The sequence below is a fragment of the Pedobacter miscanthi genome (genome assembly GCF_003315595.1).
Lineage (GTDB): Bacteria > Bacteroidota > Bacteroidia > Sphingobacteriales > Sphingobacteriaceae > Pedobacter > Pedobacter miscanthi.
Genome location: NZ_QNQU01000028.1, coordinates 18,063 through 35,403, shown reverse-complemented (window position 1 = coordinate 35,403; position 17,341 = coordinate 18,063). Strand labels below are relative to the sequence as shown.

At 38.1% G+C, this 17,341-nt stretch carries 15 protein-coding genes; 8 read left to right on the top strand and 7 right to left on the bottom strand.

The genetic code is table 11. The features are described 5' to 3' along the window. Positions 1-231: 231 nt before the first annotated feature. The 5 genes from DRW42_RS24290 (at position 232) to DRW42_RS24270 (ending at position 5,326) form a co-directional block, all read left to right on the top strand. Entirely contained in the window at positions 232-1,854 is a 1,623-nt protein-coding gene (locus DRW42_RS24290) for an ABC-F family ATP-binding cassette domain-containing protein (protein WP_113951467.1), read from the top strand. 168 nt (positions 1,855-2,022) lie between these two features. After that, positions 2,023-2,718, top strand: coding sequence for a DUF4397 domain-containing protein (locus tag DRW42_RS24285; RefSeq protein ID WP_147243801.1), 696 nt, complete (start codon positions 2,023-2,025; stop codon positions 2,716-2,718). Between the two features lie 121 nt (positions 2,719-2,839). Next, entirely contained in the window at positions 2,840-3,424 is a 585-nt protein-coding gene (locus tag DRW42_RS24280; RefSeq protein ID WP_113951465.1) for an RNA polymerase sigma factor, read from the top strand. Continuing rightward, the gene (locus DRW42_RS24275) at positions 3,417-4,655 is read left to right on the top strand and encodes a hypothetical protein (protein WP_113951464.1); all 1,239 of its coding nucleotides are present in this window, start codon (positions 3,417-3,419) and stop codon (positions 4,653-4,655) included. The genes DRW42_RS24280 and DRW42_RS24275 overlap by 8 nt, the downstream gene beginning before the upstream one ends. A gap of 41 nt (positions 4,656-4,696) precedes the next feature. Further along, entirely contained in the window at positions 4,697-5,326 is a 630-nt protein-coding gene (locus DRW42_RS24270; protein WP_113951463.1) for a Uma2 family endonuclease, read from the top strand. A gap of 69 nt (positions 5,327-5,395) precedes the next feature. On the opposite strand, the gene DRW42_RS24265 is transcribed toward DRW42_RS24270, so the two are convergent. After that, positions 5,396-5,902: an FKBP-type peptidyl-prolyl cis-trans isomerase gene (locus DRW42_RS24265; protein WP_113951462.1), complete on the bottom strand. Its 507-nt coding sequence runs from the start codon at positions 5,900-5,902 to the stop codon at positions 5,396-5,398. 10 nt (positions 5,903-5,912) lie between these two features. Beyond that, positions 5,913-7,922 (bottom strand): thioredoxin domain-containing protein, encoded by a 2,010-nt coding sequence (locus DRW42_RS24260; RefSeq protein WP_113951461.1) that lies wholly within the window; start codon positions 7,920-7,922, stop codon positions 5,913-5,915. A 127-nt stretch (positions 7,923-8,049) separates the two neighbouring features. On the opposite strand from DRW42_RS24260, the gene DRW42_RS24255 reads away from it, so the two are divergent. Both DRW42_RS24255 and DRW42_RS24250 read left to right on the top strand, forming a co-directional pair. Next, positions 8,050-9,033, top strand: coding sequence for a PDDEXK nuclease domain-containing protein (locus DRW42_RS24255; RefSeq protein WP_113951460.1), 984 nt, complete (start codon positions 8,050-8,052; stop codon positions 9,031-9,033). Positions 9,034-9,078: 45 nt separating this feature from the next. Further along, entirely contained in the window at positions 9,079-10,176 is a 1,098-nt protein-coding gene (locus DRW42_RS24250) for a mandelate racemase/muconate lactonizing enzyme family protein (RefSeq protein WP_113951459.1), read from the top strand. A gap of 593 nt (positions 10,177-10,769) precedes the next feature. Here the strand turns inward: DRW42_RS24250 and DRW42_RS24245 are convergent. From DRW42_RS24245 to DRW42_RS24235, 3 genes are read right to left on the bottom strand one after another with little or no spacing between them, the layout of a single operon-like run. Then, on the bottom strand, positions 10,770-11,738 hold the full coding sequence (locus DRW42_RS24245; RefSeq protein ID WP_244215364.1) for a glycoside hydrolase family 25 protein: 969 nt from the start codon (positions 11,736-11,738) through the stop codon (positions 10,770-10,772). A 49-nt stretch (positions 11,739-11,787) separates the two neighbouring features. After that, a complete protein-coding gene (locus DRW42_RS24240) occupies positions 11,788-12,750 on the bottom strand; it encodes an SAM-dependent methyltransferase (RefSeq protein WP_113951457.1) in 963 nt (320 codons plus the stop codon). A 21-nt stretch (positions 12,751-12,771) separates the two neighbouring features. Further along, positions 12,772-13,734: a phytanoyl-CoA dioxygenase family protein gene (locus tag DRW42_RS24235; protein ID WP_113951456.1), complete on the bottom strand. Its 963-nt coding sequence runs from the start codon at positions 13,732-13,734 to the stop codon at positions 12,772-12,774. A 144-nt stretch (positions 13,735-13,878) separates the two neighbouring features. Between DRW42_RS24235 and DRW42_RS24230 the strand changes: the two genes are divergently transcribed. After that, complete coding sequence (locus DRW42_RS24230; protein WP_113951455.1) at positions 13,879-15,126, top strand: MFS transporter; 1,248 nt, start codon at positions 13,879-13,881, stop codon at positions 15,124-15,126. Positions 15,127-15,144: 18 nt separating this feature from the next. Here DRW42_RS24230 and DRW42_RS24225 read toward each other — a convergent pair whose 3' ends face one another. Both DRW42_RS24225 and DRW42_RS24220 read right to left on the bottom strand, forming a co-directional pair. Further along, positions 15,145-16,125, bottom strand: a complete 981-nt coding sequence (locus DRW42_RS24225; RefSeq protein ID WP_113951454.1) for a glycoside hydrolase family 43 protein — start codon at positions 16,123-16,125, stop codon at positions 15,145-15,147. Between the two features lie 734 nt (positions 16,126-16,859). After that, entirely contained in the window at positions 16,860-17,114 is a 255-nt protein-coding gene (locus DRW42_RS24220) for a hypothetical protein (RefSeq protein ID WP_113951453.1), read from the bottom strand. Between the last annotated feature and the right edge of the window lie 227 nt (positions 17,115-17,341).

Here is a 17,341-nt window from a genome sequence, read left to right as displayed (position 1 = left end):
TAGTTGAATCAATTATTTTACAATAGCAGGTATTCAGCAAGGGTAAAGCGGTTAATTGTTTAAATCGGTTAACTGATCATCTATTTCCAACAATAGAACAATCAAACAATATAGCAATCGAACTTCCAACCTTAAACCTTTCAACAATGAAACAATTGAAACAATCGAACCCCTACTTCTTTCCTACCCTCAACCTTTTTCCCTATCTTTGCGCCTTATTTCAATTACAGCATGATTTCAGTTTCTAATTTATCATTACGATACGGCAAACGCACATTATTTGAAGATGTTAACTTAAAATTTACCCAGGGCAACTGCTATGGGGTAATTGGGGCTAACGGAGCAGGTAAATCTACTTTCCTTAAAATTTTATCGGGAGAGGTAAGCCAAACTTCAGGAAGTGTGGCTTTTACGCCGGGCGAGAGAATGGCCGTTTTAAAACAGAACCACTACGAATTTGATGAATTTTCGGTATTGGAAACGGTAATGATCGGACATAAAGAGCTTTACGCCATTATGAAAGAGAAAGATGCCATTTACATGAAAGAAGATTTTACCGAGAAAGATGGCGAGCGTGCCGGAGAGCTTGAAAATCTTTTTGCAGAAATGGACGGCTGGAATATGGAAAGCAATGCAGCCACCATGCTAAGCAACCTGGGCATTACAGAAGATAATCACTATAAATTGCTGAAAGAGCTTGATAACACGCAAAAAGTACGTGTGTTATTGGCACAGGCTTTATTTGGCAATCCTGATATTTTACTGCTGGATGAGCCTACCAACGATTTGGATATTGAAACCATTGCCTGGCTGGAAAACTTTTTGGCCGATTACCAGAATATCGTATTGGTAGTATCGCACGACAGGCACTTTCTGGATGCGGTTTGTACACATATTGTGGATATCGACTTCGCCAAAATGAGCATTTACACCGGTAACTATACTTTCTGGTACGAATCTAGTCAGTTAGCGTTAAAACAGCGCAGCGACCAGAATAAGAAAATGGAAGACAAAGTGAAGGAGTTACAGGAATTTATCCGCCGTTTTAGTGCCAATGCCTCTAAATCGAAACAGGCAACCTCACGTAAAAAAGCTTTAGATAAGATCGATATTACTGAAATTAAAGCATCAAGCAGAAAATACCCTGCAATTATCTTTAACAATACGGGCCGTGAGGCTGGTGACCAGATTTTACAGGTAGATGCTCTGGGTAAATCCGGAAATGATGGTGTTTTATTTGATAAAGTTACCTTTATGGTAAATAAAGGCGATAAAATTGCCGTTTTATCACAAAACAGTTTGGCCACCGCTGCATTTTATGATGTATTAACCGGTAGGGACACTGATCATAAAGGAGAATTTAAATGGGGTGTTACCATCAGTACTGCCGATATCCCGAACGATAACTCGGAATATTTTGCAGGAAAAGATGAAAACCTGGTTGATTGGTTACGCGAATATTCGGGTACGGATGCAGATGAGCAATTTGTGCGCAGTTTCCTGGGCAGGATGTTATTCTCAGGCGAAGAAGTACTTAAAAATGTAAAAGTGCTTTCAGGAGGCGAGAAAATGCGTTGTATGTTCTCGCGTATGATGTTGCAACAGGCCAATCTATTAATGTTTGACGAGCCTACCAACCACCTTGATCTTGAATCCATTGAGGCATTAAACAACGGCATGAAGGATTTTAAAGGTACTATCCTATTTACCTCGCGAGATCACCAGTTAACAGAAACGGTTGCCAACCGTATTATCGAAATTACGCCAAAAGGCACCATAGATAAACTAATGACTTACGACGAGTACATTAATAATAGCGATGTTGCTAAACTCCGCGAAGAAATGTACGCGTAGTTTTTCAGTTAAAAACAATTTTAAGAGCCACATGCTAAAAACATGTGGCTTTTTTTTATAAAAAATAATAGTGCCTGTAGCGTTTTCATTCCGTTAATCGTTTTACAAGAAAAAAGCGTTAATGGCCATTAACCAATTTTGTTCATAAAAATTGATTTAAACATTAAAATGAAAACGAATTTGAAAAATTTTAGCACTACGGCAAAAATTATACTCTCTCTATTTGCGATTACCTTAACTATAACGGCCTGTAAAAAAGACTATAGCGGAGATCCGATAGAAGCTGCAGGTATTGGTTTTGTACATGCATCACCCGGCACCGGCGCTTTGGATTTTATCCTGGATAACCAAAAAATCAATAGCTTTACCTACACCAAAGACCTTGGATACTATGCGGCCTATCCCGGCACAAGATTGGTTGGTGTGGCTAAAAAAGACACTTTAAAATATTTAACCAATGCTACCACTGCCTTAAAACCAGGTTTTTTCTATTCGGTATTTGTTGTTGATACTTTAAAATCGACCAAACTTTTAATCCTCGAAGATGATTTAAAAGCACCTGATGCAGATAAGGCGAAAGTGCGTTTTGTGAACTTAAGCCCTGGCACTGCAACTTACGATTTAGCGGTTGCCGGAACAGAAGCCCCTTTATTTACCGCAAAAGCATTTAAAGAATTTACCACTTTTACCAACATTGCTCCGAACGATAGTTACACCTTTCAACTAAAGCAAAGCGGAACAGTTAAAGTGAGTTTACCTTCTATTAAAATTGAAAAAGGAAAAATTTACACCATCTGGGCCAAAGGTTTAACCAGCAAAACCGACAGCACGGGATTAGGTTTATCGGTTATGACAAATAAATAAAACATTACTCTACCTGTGATAATGAAAATTGACACCACTCAAAAATTTGGGTGGTGTTATTTTCTTAAATTTGCAAGCTAATCAACCATGATAAAACTTTAATAAATAGTCCTTTACAAGGGTGACAAAAAAAATACTCAGTTTTGAGGAAATTTTAAAAGGCTGTGTAAAAAACGACAATAGCTGTAAAGAAATGATGTATAAATCATTTTATGGCTATTTAATGGGCATTATTTTAAGGTATACCAAGAATCCTTCAGACAGTGAAGAGCTTGTAAATGATAGTTTTATCAAGATTTTTAAGCATGTTGGAGGATTTAAGGCCCCAAAAAATCCGGAAGAATTGCAACGATCGTTCAAGGGCTGGATTGCGCAGATCGCCTCGAGAACAGCAATAGATAAAATACGGAGTTCGAAAGCACAGTTTTATGTTGATGACCTTGCAGAAAGCGAACATCCGGTTACACAGGTTTCGGTTGCTTCTGATCTCCATGTTAATGATATTTTAAATTTATTAAATCACCTACCAGATACACAGCGACTGGTATTTAACTTATATGAAATTGAGGGCTTTGCACACGATGAGATATCGAAAATGCTGAATATACCCGAAAGTTCGAGTCGTGTTTATTTAACCCGTTCTAAAAATAAGTTACGTACCCTTTATTTAAATACGATGGTCAATTCATACGAGAAAAATGGATAAGGAATTAATTGAGCATATTGCCACACAACTCCAAAACCATGAGGAAGTATATCCTGATGGCGCCTGGGAGCGCTTTTCTGAAAAAGGAAATACCAAGCGGACGATTGCGTACTGGCCGCTGTGGGCTGCTGCTGCCCTGATTTTAGTTTTCGGAGGTGTATTTTTGGCTACAAATAACAAAAACCAGAAAGTTAATGTTGCCGTAAACAAAGCAAAAACACAACAAAACTTACCTGCTGATGTTCATGCAAATATTACAATAGCACCAAAAACGAACATTTCTCCTGCTGATCATTTAAATAATGCTACAATTGCAGTAAATAATACTCCTGTTAACACCAATAGCTCTACCCCATTAACCAATAAAGCTAATCCTGTATTTATCGAACAAAACCGGGAATATACTCTTACAAGTTCTTCAGCAGATTTAAGCCCTGTAAATCCTAACCTGCTTGACAATAAATTGGCGGGCAACAATATTTCTACTTATAGCTCTAAAAATTTCGAAATTTTAACTGAAAAGAAAAAGCCTTCAACGAGGGAGAAAATAACATTCGAAGAACTTTTGGCACAGGATAGCCGCGCAAATCAGCTAAAACCCAGCGCTAAAACCAACGAAAATTCTAAATGGAAACCTGATGTATATGTTGCCCCTGCAATGGGTAATGATAATAAGGTAAATATGAATTATGGCTTTTCTTTGTCTTATGCCATTGCCAATAAATTATCCATAAGTTCTGGCGTTTCTTATGCTTCTATCAGTACCACAGAGTCGTTAGGTGCTTCCGCTCCTCAAACTTTGTCGGGCCGTAACCTCGAATCGGTTGATGCAAAGGTACGGGGTATTAATGTTCCGTTGGAATTGAAATATAACATTACCGATAAATTGTATACCGGTGTTGGTGTTTCGGCACTGGCTGTGTTAAACAACTCGCAACAGAACAACTATATTGTTAATCAGGTACAAAGTTTTGCTGCTCCGGTTGTAAATGGTTATGCCGATTCGAAAACATTTATTGTTCAGGAAAAAAAGACCGAGCCACAGCCTGAAAACAGTATTGATCCTGATAAATACATCGGTTTCTACAATTTCTCTTTAGGTTACAAGCAGAAAATATCCAAAAAGAACAATATTGCCATTGAGCCATTTTTGAGGTTGCCAATGAAAACATTTTCAAAGGAAAACCTTAACCTTACCAATGGCGGACTACGTTTGAAAATCGATTTTTAGGGAGAAAATCAGATATTTATTATATTTGGTTAAATGCCAATATGAAAAATATGAAACCATATCCAACTGAAGATGAGCTACCTCCGATTACAATGGTTAATGAGGTAGATTTTTCTGCTCATTACAGTTATGCTGATTATATGCGTTTCGAATTTGAGGAGCGCCTGGAAATCATCAAAGGGCGTATTTTCAAAATGAGCCCTACTCCTTCACGTATCCATCAGGGTGTTTTAACCAATATTTTTGGCCCCATCTATAGCATATTAAGAGGGAAACCATGTCATGTTTATACTGCGCCATTCGACGTTCGTTTAGCCAAGAAAACCAAAAGCGACAAAGAAATTTTCACTGTGGTACAGCCAGATATTGTAGTGGTTTGCGATCAGGACAAGCTGGATAAACGTGGTTGCATTGGCGCACCGGATATTGTGGTCGAAATATTATCACCGGGCAATTGTAAAAAGGAACTCATCAACAAATATGAGGTGTATGAAGAAGCAGGCGTTAAAGAATACTGGATCGTGAGTCCTGTGTATAAAACTTTTTTCAGGTATATTTTAGATGATCAGGGTAAATTTCAATCAACAAAACTGCTCACAGAAGGCGAAGAGGTAACTACACCGATTTTGCCAGGGTTTAAACTCATTTTAGAAGAAGTATTTCAGGATTGATAAATGGTATAAAACAAAAAGAGCCAAGTTTAAAAACTTAGCTCCTTTAAAATCATTTATATCTGTTGATTAGTGACCTGAGTGACCATCAGCACCGTGTGCATGGCCATGAGCCAATTCATCTTGAGTAGCTTCGCGTACATTCAAAATTACACCGCTGAACAATAAGTTTTTACCAGCCATTGGGTGATTTAAATCAACTGAAATGGTTTCATCATGTACAGCAGTAACACCAGCTCTGAACTGGTTACCATTGTTATCCTGTAAAGGAATTACATCACCAACATTTGGCAACTCGCCACCAGCTTCAGTAAACATCGTTTTTGGAAGGTCGGCAAAAGCACCCGGATCAATATCGCCATAACCATCTGCAGCAGATAGCTCGAAGCCATACTCATCACCAGTTTTTAAACCGGTTAAATGCTCTTCAAATTTAGGCAACATCATGCCAACGCCATATAAAAATACTAAAGGATTTTGTTCGTCAGCTTTTTCTACAAAAACTTGTTGTCCTTCTTCGTTAGTAGTATGCAATTCGTAAGTTAACGCTACTACAGAGTTTGGTGAAATATTCATTTAAATTAATTTATTGTAAATACTCTAATGCGTCCTCAACAGTGTTAACCGGCAACTGGCATACTTTATTTCGGCAAATATAAACTTTTGTTTCATTGCTTTGCTTACCTTTTAACAGTGGTAAGTTACTTTTTGTTCCGCCCAATGTAATTTTGTTCGGAATATAATGGCCGCTTAATTCTAATTTAACCACATCGGTTTCTAAACCCGTAATGGCAATTTCGTTGATGCCATAAATTTCGTTCAGCAATTGAATGGCCCAGTTAGAATAGGCCGAGCCGTAGGTTTTAATTTTCGGCTGTACCGCAGCAAGCATTGCCGCCGCTTTTTCGGTATAAAGATCAATATCGAAAAGTAAAGCCAGTTTTGCCAGGTTCTGCGCCATGGTAGAGTTTGAAGCCGGAATTACATTGTCCATTACTTCGTGTTTTCGGGCAATTAAATCTTCACTTTCGGCAGAGGTATAAAAGAACATTGGCGAATCTGCATCACTAAAATTTGCAATTACATAATCAGTCAGTAATTTTGCTTCATCCAACCATTTTTCGTCAAAATCGTATTCGTACAAGGCAATTAAAGCTTCAATAAAGAAAGCATAATCATCCAAAAATCCGGTTATTGATGCTTTTCCATTTTTATAATTGCGGTATAATCTGCCTTTTTCTGATTTGAGGTTGTTTAAGATAAAGCTTGCCGCAGCAGATGCTCTTTCGTAATACAAATTATGGTTTAAAATCGTAGCGGCATCGGCAAGGGCTTTAATCATCATGCCATTCCACGCGGTTAAACATTTATCATCCAAACCCGGACGAACCCTTTTGCTCCGCACAGCCATTAATTTTGCTTTGGCCGATTTTATCTTATCATAAAGCACCTCAGCTTCGATATCGAATTTGGCGAGTAATTCATCATCACTTATGGTTTTTCGCAAAATATTGGTTTGTTCCTCTTCCCAGTTCCCCTCTTCGGTAACGTTATAATAAGCGCCTAATAATTGAGCATCTTCACCTAAAACCTGATCAAATTCAGCCTTATCCCAAACATAAAATTTACCTTCAACCCCTTCGCTATCTGCATCTAACGCCGAATAAAACAAGCCATCGGCCGAAGTCATTTCATCAAAAACCCAGTTTATGGTTTCTACAGCAGTTTGTTTAAAAGAATTGAATTTGGTGCATTGATAAGCTTCTGCGTATAAACTGATCAGTTGTGCATTATCGTAAAGCATTTTTTCGAAATGCGGTACATGCCATTTATCATCAACCGAATAACGTGCAAAACCTCCGCCAATCTGGTCATAAATACCTCCCCTGCTCATTTCTTCAAGCGTATGGCAAACGGCAGTAAAAACCGATTCATCATCTTTTAAAAAGCCATAACGCAATAAAAACACCCAGTTATTGGGCAAAGGAAATTTTGGGGCACGGTTATATCCGCCATACCCAATATCGAAATGGCGTTTCCAGGGTTCGATTATTTCGGTAAGGTGTTCATTTGTGTATGCTTCTGTTTGGGGCGCAGCGATTATTTTTTCGCTGTCTTTAATGCCCGAAGTTAAACGTTCGGCGTATTGAATAGCTTTATCTGGTTCGTTTGCCCAAAGTGCAGCTACATTTTCGAGAATATTGATCCAGTCGTTTTTCCTGAAATAGGTTCCGCCGTAAATCGGGCGTTGGTCAGGCAAACAGATACAGTTTAGTGGCCAACCACCACTACCGGTCATCAACTGGATGGCATACATATAAATCTGGTCAATATCCGGGCGTTCCTCACGATCAACCTTGATACAAACGAAATGCCTGTTCATCACTTCGGCAACCTCATGGTTTTCGAAACTTTCGCGCTCCATTACGTGGCACCAATGGCAGGCCGAATAGCCTATACTCACTAATATTAATTTGTTTTCTGCTTTAGCCTTTTCTAACGCCTCCTGCCCCCATTCATACCAGTTAACCGGATTATGGGCATGCTGCAATAAATATGGAGATGAGGCGTGGATTAAACTATTGGTTTCAGACATGGCTGGTGATGTAAAATGTAAGCGGGAAAATGGAATTTTAATTTGAGGCGTAAATCTATTAATAATCTACAAACCTGTTTCTATTTAGTTTTTGTTTTTATACTTTAGTTGGAAATCTACTTAATGAATGGAATTGACCACTAACGGGTTATTTAATGACATAAGGGAGGTTATTAATCAAGCTCGCTTAAAAGTATTCCGTGCTGCAAATTCGGCGCTGCTGGAATCGTATTGGCAAATTGGAAAGCTTATTATTGAAAATGAACAGCAGGGAAAAATCCGCGCAGATTATGGAAAGGCAACTTTGAAAAACCTTTCTGTTCAATTAACTCTAGAGTTTGGAAAGGGGTTTGATGAAAGAAATTTGAATAATATGCGCTCCTTTTATACTGCATTTCCAATTTGGTACGCATTGCGTACTGAATTGAGCTGGACGCATTACCGGCTTCTATCACGATTAGATTCTGACAAAAAAAGGCAATTCTACATTAATGGATCTATAACATCTAATTGGAACAGCAGACAACTACAGAGACAGATTAATTCCCTATCGTATGAAAGGGCTATAACGGAACCTAAAGAAATAAAAATCCAACCCAATATTCAGGATTATATTAAAGACCCTTATATTTTTGAATTTTTAGGATTGAATCCTGATATTAAAAACACAGAGAAAAGTTTAGAACCTGCGATTATAAATCATCTTCAAAAATTTTTATTGGAATTTGGAAAAGGTTTTGCTTTCGTTGCCCGCCAACAGCACATTGTTACAGATACATCTGACTTTTACATCGATCTTGTATTCTACAACTACATTTTAAAATGTTTTGTGATTATAGATCTTAAAACCACAAGTTTAAGTCATCAGGATATTGGCCAAATTGATATGTATGTTAGGATGTTCGATGATTTAAAAAGAAACGAGGGCGACAATCCAACCATTGGTTTGTTACTTTGTACCGAAAAAGATGAAACAATTGTAAAATATTCCGTTTTAAGTGATAAAAACCACCTGTTCGCCAGTAAATATCTATTGTATTTACCTAAAGAAGAAGAATTAAAGGCAATGATAGAACAAGACAGGCAACGTTTCGAATTAGACAATCCATAAACCTTACACCTTTTACCCCCAAGCTTAAACCTTCAACCGTAAAAAATGAAAATCACCCACACCGAAATATACCGCTTCAGTATCCCAATGGAGCCCTTTGTAATTGCAACAGGAACCATGCATTTTGCGCAAAATGTACTGATCAGGATTTTTACCGATGCGGGTATCCACGGCACCGGCGAATGCTCTGCTTTCCCGATGATTGTGGGCGAAACGCAGGAAACCTGTATTGCCATGGCTAAAGATTTCGCGGCGATTTTAAAAGGCAAAGATCCTCTGGAGATTCCTGAAAGGATGAACGATTTACTGGGTTATGCCGATCATAACAACACCATTAAAAGTGCTTTTGATATGGCATTATTTGATATTGCCGCCAAGAATGCCGGATTACCGCTTTATAAATTCCTGGGTGGACAAAAACGGACCATCGAAACTGATATGACGATTGGGATTGATACACCCGAAGGAATGGCTGCTACGGCTTTGAAATATAAAAGCCAGGGATGCCGGATTATTAAAATTAAGCTGGGCAAAAAGGTACACGATGATATAGAAAGGGTAAAACACATCCGCGAAGCGGTGGGCGAAGAACTAACGCTGCGTTTGGATGCCAACCAAGGCTGGAGTTTTGATGATGCTTTATTTGCCCTAGGCGAACTGGAAAAATACAACATCGAATTTTGCGAACAACCCATGCGGACCTGGTATGATGATAAACTGCCCGAACTGAATGTAAATTCGCCAATTAAACTAATGGCCGACGAAAGCTGTTATAACCACCACGATGCCCGAAAACTGATTAACAACCAGTCTACCACTTACTTAAATATTAAATTTTCGAAATCAGGCGGAATTTTAGAAGCACAAAAAATACATGAAGAAGCCTTACAAAGAGGCGTAAAATGTATGATCGGCAGTATGCTCGAAAGCAGGCTTGCTTTAAGTGCCAACCTTCATTTTGCATTGGCAAGCCCGAATGTAGAATTTTTCGATCTTGATACGGCCTTATTGGGCCATTTAGTTGATCCTGTGGTTGGCGGATTAACGTATAACGGATACTTTTTGGATGTTCCTGAAGAAATCGGAATTGGTGCTGAAGCTGATGAGTTTTTCTTAGAAAAATGTGATCAATGGGTGGTTTAGTTCATTAGTCATTTGTTTATTCGTTTTCCTGTCTGGTGCCGAATCAGGCTACCGTCGGATTTTATTGAGATGTGCAGTTATTAAGGGGTGGAATGGATACTGAAATAAGTTCAGGATAACGGGATTCATGGTAACAGTTAACCGATTTTAAAAATTAACCACCACAGCTAATGATCAATATCCAAATTGCAATGATCAAACAGGAGCTATCGATTTAACAATAAACAATCTAGCAGTTTAAGTTACAATTAACCGGTTTAAACAATCAACCACCACAGCCAATGATCAATATCCAAATTGCAATGATCAAACAGGAGCTATCGATTTAACAATAAAACAATCTAGCAGTTTAAGTTACAATTAACCGGTTTAAACAATTAACCACCGCAGCTAATGATCAATATCCAAATTGCAATGATCAAACAGGAGCTATCGATTTAACAATAAAACAATCTAGCAATTTAAATTACAGTTAACCGGTTTAAACAATCAACCGCCATAGCTAATGATCAATATCCAAATTGCAATGATCAAACAGGAGCTATCGATTTAACAATAAAACAATCTAGCAATTTAACCTAACAATTGACCCTCTAGTGAACCAATATCTTGCTAAGCGCCGTACTATCTCCATTAAAAGCATTAAAATCGACCACATGGCCAATACCGTTAATTTTTGCTTTATCAGAATGTTGCCAAAATTTCCAGCGGCTGTTATCCAATCGTAACTTCGGCTGATAATAATGAGCAATCCACAGGGGATAATCATCAAAAAAATCAGTTAAATAATCCTTGTAAAATTTAAGTCCGGTGTAAATAATTGGTCTAACTTTGGTTTTTAGCTCTACATAATTAAGGAAATCAGAGAGTTCTGCCCTCATTTTTAAAGGAGAAACGCCATCGAGTGTTTCAATATCAACTACCGGAGGTAAATCCCCTTTCTCGATGTTTACCACTTGCAAAAAGAACTTTGCCTGTGTTTTTCCATCTTTTTTAGGTCTTAAAAAATGATAGGCTCCGCAGATAATACCTGCTTTTGGTGCTTCGCGCCAGTTGCGTTGAAAATACGGATCAACCAGCAATAAACCTTCTGTGGCCTTGATAAATGCAAAACTGATGTTCACATCATCCTCTTTCATTTCTTTTACCTTCTGCCAGTTTATTTTGCCCTGGTAATAAGAAACATCTATTCCGTGAATGGTATATTTTTTTGGGATTTTGATATTAAAACTCTCGTATGTGCGGTAATTCGGATCCTGGCCCCAGTCTTTAATCCAGCGCCATGTACCTACAAAACTCCTCAACACATAACCATAATAGAGCGGCGAAAGTAAAACCAATAATACCCCTACAAGAAATAATTTAAGCTGAATAGATAAAACACTTTTCTTTTTTTTATTGGCTGCAGGCTTTCGGGTAACAGTTTTTTTTACGCCAGGTTTTCTGGTTACGGGTGCTTTAGGGATTCTTTTCTCGGGCGGCATATTTGTTCTGATGCAGCAAAGTTGATGAAAAAGTAGGGAAATAAAAATCTGTTCGGAAATAAGTTGGCCGTTTAACATTAAAAACGATCAACTTAATTCTAAAGCATGCATTATTCGCTTCTATACGTTAATAAATCAGGAATCCGGGCATTTCCTTTAGTGTATACCTGAATTTTAAGCTTTCAGGGTTTAGTTTCTCGGTTTTTAATCTTTCCAGTAAGTTTAGAGAACAATCGTTAAAACCTAAAAAATTATCTTTATATACTTTAATTTCAGTAGAAAAATATAACTGCTCATCTTTTTCGACATTATTTTCAACAATTACTTCATCAAATTGCCAGTTAGTTCCGTTGGTTTGATTAACAAGTTTTTGCCTTAGAGAAGTATTAAACACCATCAGGCTCTTTATGAGCTTCGGCTTGATGTCACTTTTTTGCAAGGTGCTTAAACCAACACTTATTTCTTCCGGTAAAAAAATCACATCTGAGGGCAACTGTTTTGCAAAGTTAAGCATAATGGCAACTTGTGGCTCTTTTATAAGTGCCCTGCTCATGGTTTCGCTTAAAACGATATCAATATCTGTATCTTCAACCTGATAAAGGGTTGCATCTGCGATTTCGCACTTTTTTATATATTCTCTTACACCAAATGCATCCAGTATTTCCTGCAGCAGGTTAAAAGTTTGCGGGTTAATCTCCAATAAAGTAAACTGAACTTCTGAGGGGCTAAAATGCATCATAACCGGTAATGCCAAAGCTGCAAAGGGTCCTGTACCTGCATATATAACCTGAACCGGTTTAGGTTTTTGGTCTAATTTTTCCTTGATTGCAAGGTATAAACTCCTTACAAAGCGCTGCGTCCTTAAAACCTCTTTAACACATTGCGCCGCCCAGAATGTACCTATAGCTTGCCCCATTTCGCTTTGCACATGTTTTCGATGCTGCTCGTCATTACTATCAATGTTTACGATTTTTGATAACAAAGCTGCATAATCGGTTATGGCGGGAGCAAGTGTGTGGTGAAAGTCTCCAGGTTTTAAAATCTCTTCGCTAATGCGTCTTAATTCTTCCCTTAGTTCTATTATTTGCATTTATATGATTATTGAAGGTGGTTAATAGCGATTAAAGCTTAAATACTGCACATACCTGGGCAAATCCGAACAATTGGGTGTAGCTGCATGCGGAATAGCCTGCAACCACAAAATCAAATCCCCTTGTTTACCGGTAACCGGAATGGAAAGATTCTGTTCTTTTAGCTCTTCAATCAAGATTTTTGGATCTTTATGCTGCAGTTCTGCTTCTATTTTATGGTGATAACCGGGTATAAGGCTAAAAGGACCACGGTTTACGGGTACATCATTTAAATAAAGTAAACCCTGTATGTAATATTGGGGACCAATGTTAAAATCGATATCCCAATGCAGCGGACTCCCCTTAAAGGTAAAATTTCCGTTTACGGGTGGATTAAAACTTACCTTTTCGCAATTTGGCAATAAGGCATCTAAGCCATACAAACTTGCAAAAACAGCTTTTAAGCGCTCATCATTTCGGATATGATCAAGTGTTTCGTGCTGATAAAGCTGAAGCATTAGTCCCTGAAGAAGCTGATGATCGTTGTACCAGGTTTGGGGATTCGATATATCAACGCCAAGTGTTTCGTTAATCAGCCCGGTTACCGCATTACAGCGTTCCGCATCAATTAACCCTTCTATTTTTATATAGCCGTTTTCCTCCCAAAACCGGTGTTGTGCTTCGCTTAAAATACTAACAAAAGAAGTATTTGCAGCATTCCCCTCACCCTGATACCATTGGTTAAATTTTAAACTGGCCTGTTGATAAAAATCAGCACCTTTTAGTCCGATAATCCAGTTTTTAAAATGTTCATCGCCCCGGCATTCGCTATATAAAAAGTGATAGGTTTCGAACAATCCGATTTGAAAGATATTGAGAAAAATTTTCTCCTGCTGGGGATATTGCTCATCAACATTTTTGTTGGGAGATTTTGGATCATGATATCCCCTGACAATCGTTAAGAATGGGCAATCAGTTAGTTGTTGAGCGTTTTCGATAAACATAGCGGTAATTTATGGAGAACAATTCTAATAAAAATTATTGGCCTATGGAATATGGATTCATTCATTTTATTTCAAAACTATTACTAAGAGAGGAGTGGTATTCGCTTCTGCATTTCCTATTTTTGAAATCCTACACCACCATCTATGTTTACCGCTATTTACCATACATACAAAACCTCTTTCAGTGGATTAAGCAGGGAAACCTGGCTACTGAGCTTTGTGATCCTATTTAACAGGTTCGGAAGCATGTCTGTGCCGTTTATGGGGCTATTTGTTACCCAAAGTTTACACAGATCGGTAACAGATGCAGGCTTGATTATCATTTTGTTCGGCGTAGGCTCTGTTCTTGGTTCGGCAACTGGCGGTAAATTAACCGATATGATCGGTTTCCGACCGGTACAGGTACTGTCTTCGGTAGTAAGTGGCCTGTTGTTTATTTTATTCTCTACCTTAACCCATTTTTACAGCCTTTGTATTTTAGCAGTTATAATCAGTTTTTTCTCTGAAGCATTCCGTCCGGCCAATTTTACGGCAGTTGCCCATTACGCCGCAGAAGGTACCGTAACAAGATCGTACTCGTTAAACCGGCTGGCAACAAATATGGGCTGGTCTGTAGGCATTAGTTTTGCAGGTATAATTGCCTCTATCAATTACAGGTTGCTTTTTATTGTAGAAGGGGTGGTAAGCATTATTGTGGGCCTATTAATCTTAACATTTTTGCCACAGGTAAAAGGATTCATTAAAAAAGCGAAGGAAACAGCCAGTAGTATGGTTATTTTGAAGCCATGGAACGATGCTTTTTATGTAAAATTTATCCTATTAACCACCATATTTATTACCTGCGCTTTTTTAATGTTCAGGATTGTACCGGTATTTTTTAAACAGGAATGGCATATTGATGAATTTGCTATCGGCATTATTATCGGCATCAATGGAGCGGTAATAGCCCTTTTCGAAATGGTGATGATCAATAAAATTGAAGCCAAAAGATCACCCATGTTTTTTATCATCATCGGTGCTGTTCTGTTTGCCTGTTCTTATGTGATATTAAGTGCCCCGGTAAGTTTTCACGTGGTAATGGCCATACTCACTATTGTTGTTTTTACCATTGGAGAAATGTTAACCCTACCTTTTATCAATACCATCGTAATTAGCAGGAGTAACGAGCACAACAGGGGCCTGTATGCAGCGGGTTATACCTTAAGCTGGTCGTTTGCGCAGCTTGCCGGACCCTATGTTGGTTTTTTGGTGGCAGAAAACCTGGGTTATAACTGGCTTTGGTTAGGACTTGCCTGCATGCTTTTATTATGTACCTGGGGATTTAACAGCCTTAATAAAAAGCAGGCCAAAAAGGTTTTGGAAGAAAGTGAAATGCTGCTGGAAACGGAATAACATTTCCAGCAGCATTAATTATTTTACTTTTTGTGCTTTAACACCTTCGTTTGTAATTTTTACAGGAAGAATGTTTCCATCTGCATCAAATTTCATTTCATCAATACAGGTTACACGATGATTTCCATCAGTTTCGGTTAAAGGCCTGCGGTGATAAACAATATAATACTGCCCTTTTTTCTCGTTGATAATTACGGAATGGTGACCTGCTCCTGTAGCAATTGCCGGATCCTGTTTTAAGATTTTTCCTACCCGTTTAAAAGGACCAAATGGCGAATCGCCCACAGCATAAGCTACAGAATAATCAGGACCTGTCCAGCCGCCCTCGCTCCACATAAAATAGTATTTACCATTCCTGATAAACATATATGGCCCTTCTACATAATTATCGGGTGTAATTTCTTTAAAGGTAGTTCCATCTTCAAAAGGTACAAAACCATTAAAATCTTTATTCAATTTGGCAATGTTGCAATGTTTCCAGCCACCATAAATTAAATAATACTGGCCATCTTTATCTTTAAACACAAACTGATCGATAGGTTGCGCACCATTGTAAAATTTATCAACCAGTGGCTTACCCAAATGATCTTTATAAGGACCTTCAGGTTTATCGGCAACCGCTACCCCGATCCCTCCTTTTTCATTATCGTTCTGAATATCGTTGGCACCGAAAAAGAGGTAATATTTTTTATCTTTTTGCACAATTGAAGGTGCCCACATGGCTTTATTAGCCCATTTTACAGCTGCAGTATCCAAAATATGAGGATGTTTTTTCCATTTCACCAAATCGTCTGATGAAAAGGCATCCAAAAATACCTGTTCTTTGTACCTGGCCGAATATGTTGGATAAACCCAATACTTATTGTTAAAAATAGCAGCATCAGGATCTGCGTACCAACCTTGAAAAATCGGATTTCCGGATTGGTTAATCGTTTTAGTATCCTGAGCAAAAGAAGCGAGCCCGGATAAAAGTAAAAGAGATGAGATGAGGTGTTTCATGGCAGCAATTTAGAAAAAAATCTGCGCTTTAAAAATTTAACAGCCCGATGTAATAGTTAATGCCATCTTAATGAATACTATTACGGAAAATTTACCCTTGATTTTTGTTTCCCGCAGATTTAGCAGAAAAATAGCGCAGATTTTAAGAACAGGCCACTGTTAATAAGCCTGACAGATTTTGCTTAGCAGAGCCATCGGGTTTTAAACTTATTGATGTTTTTTTTAGAATTTAGTTCAGGCATGAGAACAGACCTTTGTTAATAAACCCGACAGAGCGGATAGCCCACAGTGAAGCGCAGCGAAACGAGGACTATAAGCGATGGCGGGACAACAGCACCTATGAAATACAGACCGTACATTTTCAAAAAAAAACAAAAAAATCCCTGCTTATAAATAGGCCGGGACTGGTATTTCAACTTCGCTTTAGAACAATAAATAGGCTCTTTAATGGTCGCTAATATCTTTCTTGCCAAAGAGCCTCAAAAAACACATAAAGATTTCTCTATTAAATTACGCTGATATACTTTAATAAAGATGGCCATCCTCTCAATCGAAATGCAGTGAAGCGCCCGCCAACATTGGGAAGGGAGCGATTTACCTCAAGATAGATTTAGCTTCGCTGAGCCTTCGGGTTCTCGGCTGCGTTGCACTCCGCTCGAAATGAAGGTACTGGAAGGAAACAAAAAAGGCTTCCATTACCATAATGAAAGCTTTTTCTTCAAAAAAATATCTGATTAACTCAATATAATCTGATAGTTTACATTTACTCTTTTCGGATAATTGCTTTCCTCATTATTTAAGGATACAAATGCGGCATTTCCGTGAACCTGGTTTTTTAAAGCATGTTCGTAATGCGCCTGGATAGTTTTCTGATCATCGTGCTGAAGACTTTTTGTCGTTTCGGCTAAAAGATTTCTGTCGTTCAGGTTTTCCGGTAATAACGTGATATCGCAATTCCCTTCACTGATTTCTTTGACTAAGTATTTCATTTTTGGTTTTAAATCTTCGTTTCCTGCTTTATGAATAACATTTCGAGAACGGCCAAAAATATACTAAGTCTTTATTTTTCATGTAATCTAAAAGTTAATTTTTTCGCCCAAATGATGTATTAATTTCAGTGCATCACGTATGATTGAAACCACAGCTTATCCCAGGCTTCAACAGCAGAGCCGGCATGGTAATTATAAATGATTATAAAAAAATCGAAACTTTTTAA

Bases quoted from the DNA above. Each gene is read 5' to 3' on its own strand.
- DRW42_RS24290 (WP_113951467.1), top strand. From the start codon at position 232: ATGATTTCAGTTTCTAATTTATCATTACGATACGGCAAACGCACATTA.
- DRW42_RS24285 (WP_147243801.1), top strand. From the start codon at position 2,023: ATGAAAACGAATTTGAAAAATTTTAGCACTACGGCAAAAATTATACTC.
- DRW42_RS24275 (WP_113951464.1), top strand. From the start codon at position 3,417: ATGGATAAGGAATTAATTGAGCATATTGCCACACAACTCCAAAACCAT.
- DRW42_RS24270 (WP_113951463.1), top strand. From the start codon at position 4,697: ATGAAAAATATGAAACCATATCCAACTGAAGATGAGCTACCTCCGATT.
- DRW42_RS24265 (WP_113951462.1), bottom strand. From the start codon at position 5,902: ATGAATATTTCACCAAACTCTGTAGTAGCGTTAACTTACGAATTGCAT.
- DRW42_RS24260 (WP_113951461.1), bottom strand. From the start codon at position 7,922: ATGTCTGAAACCAATAGTTTAATCCACGCCTCATCTCCATATTTATTG.
- DRW42_RS24255 (WP_113951460.1), top strand. From the start codon at position 8,050: ATGGAATTGACCACTAACGGGTTATTTAATGACATAAGGGAGGTTATT.
- DRW42_RS24250 (WP_113951459.1), top strand. From the start codon at position 9,079: ATGAAAATCACCCACACCGAAATATACCGCTTCAGTATCCCAATGGAG.
- DRW42_RS24245 (WP_244215364.1), bottom strand. From the start codon at position 11,738: ATGTTAAACGGCCAACTTATTTCCGAACAGATTTTTATTTCCCTACTT.
- DRW42_RS24240 (WP_113951457.1), bottom strand. From the start codon at position 12,750: ATGCAAATAATAGAACTAAGGGAAGAATTAAGACGCATTAGCGAAGAG.
- DRW42_RS24235 (WP_113951456.1), bottom strand. From the start codon at position 13,734: ATGTTTATCGAAAACGCTCAACAACTAACTGATTGCCCATTCTTAACG.
- DRW42_RS24230 (WP_113951455.1), top strand. From the start codon at position 13,879: ATGTTTACCGCTATTTACCATACATACAAAACCTCTTTCAGTGGATTA.
- DRW42_RS24225 (WP_113951454.1), bottom strand. From the start codon at position 16,125: ATGAAACACCTCATCTCATCTCTTTTACTTTTATCCGGGCTCGCTTCT.
- DRW42_RS24220 (WP_113951453.1), bottom strand. From the start codon at position 17,114: ATGAAATACTTAGTCAAAGAAATCAGTGAAGGGAATTGCGATATCACG.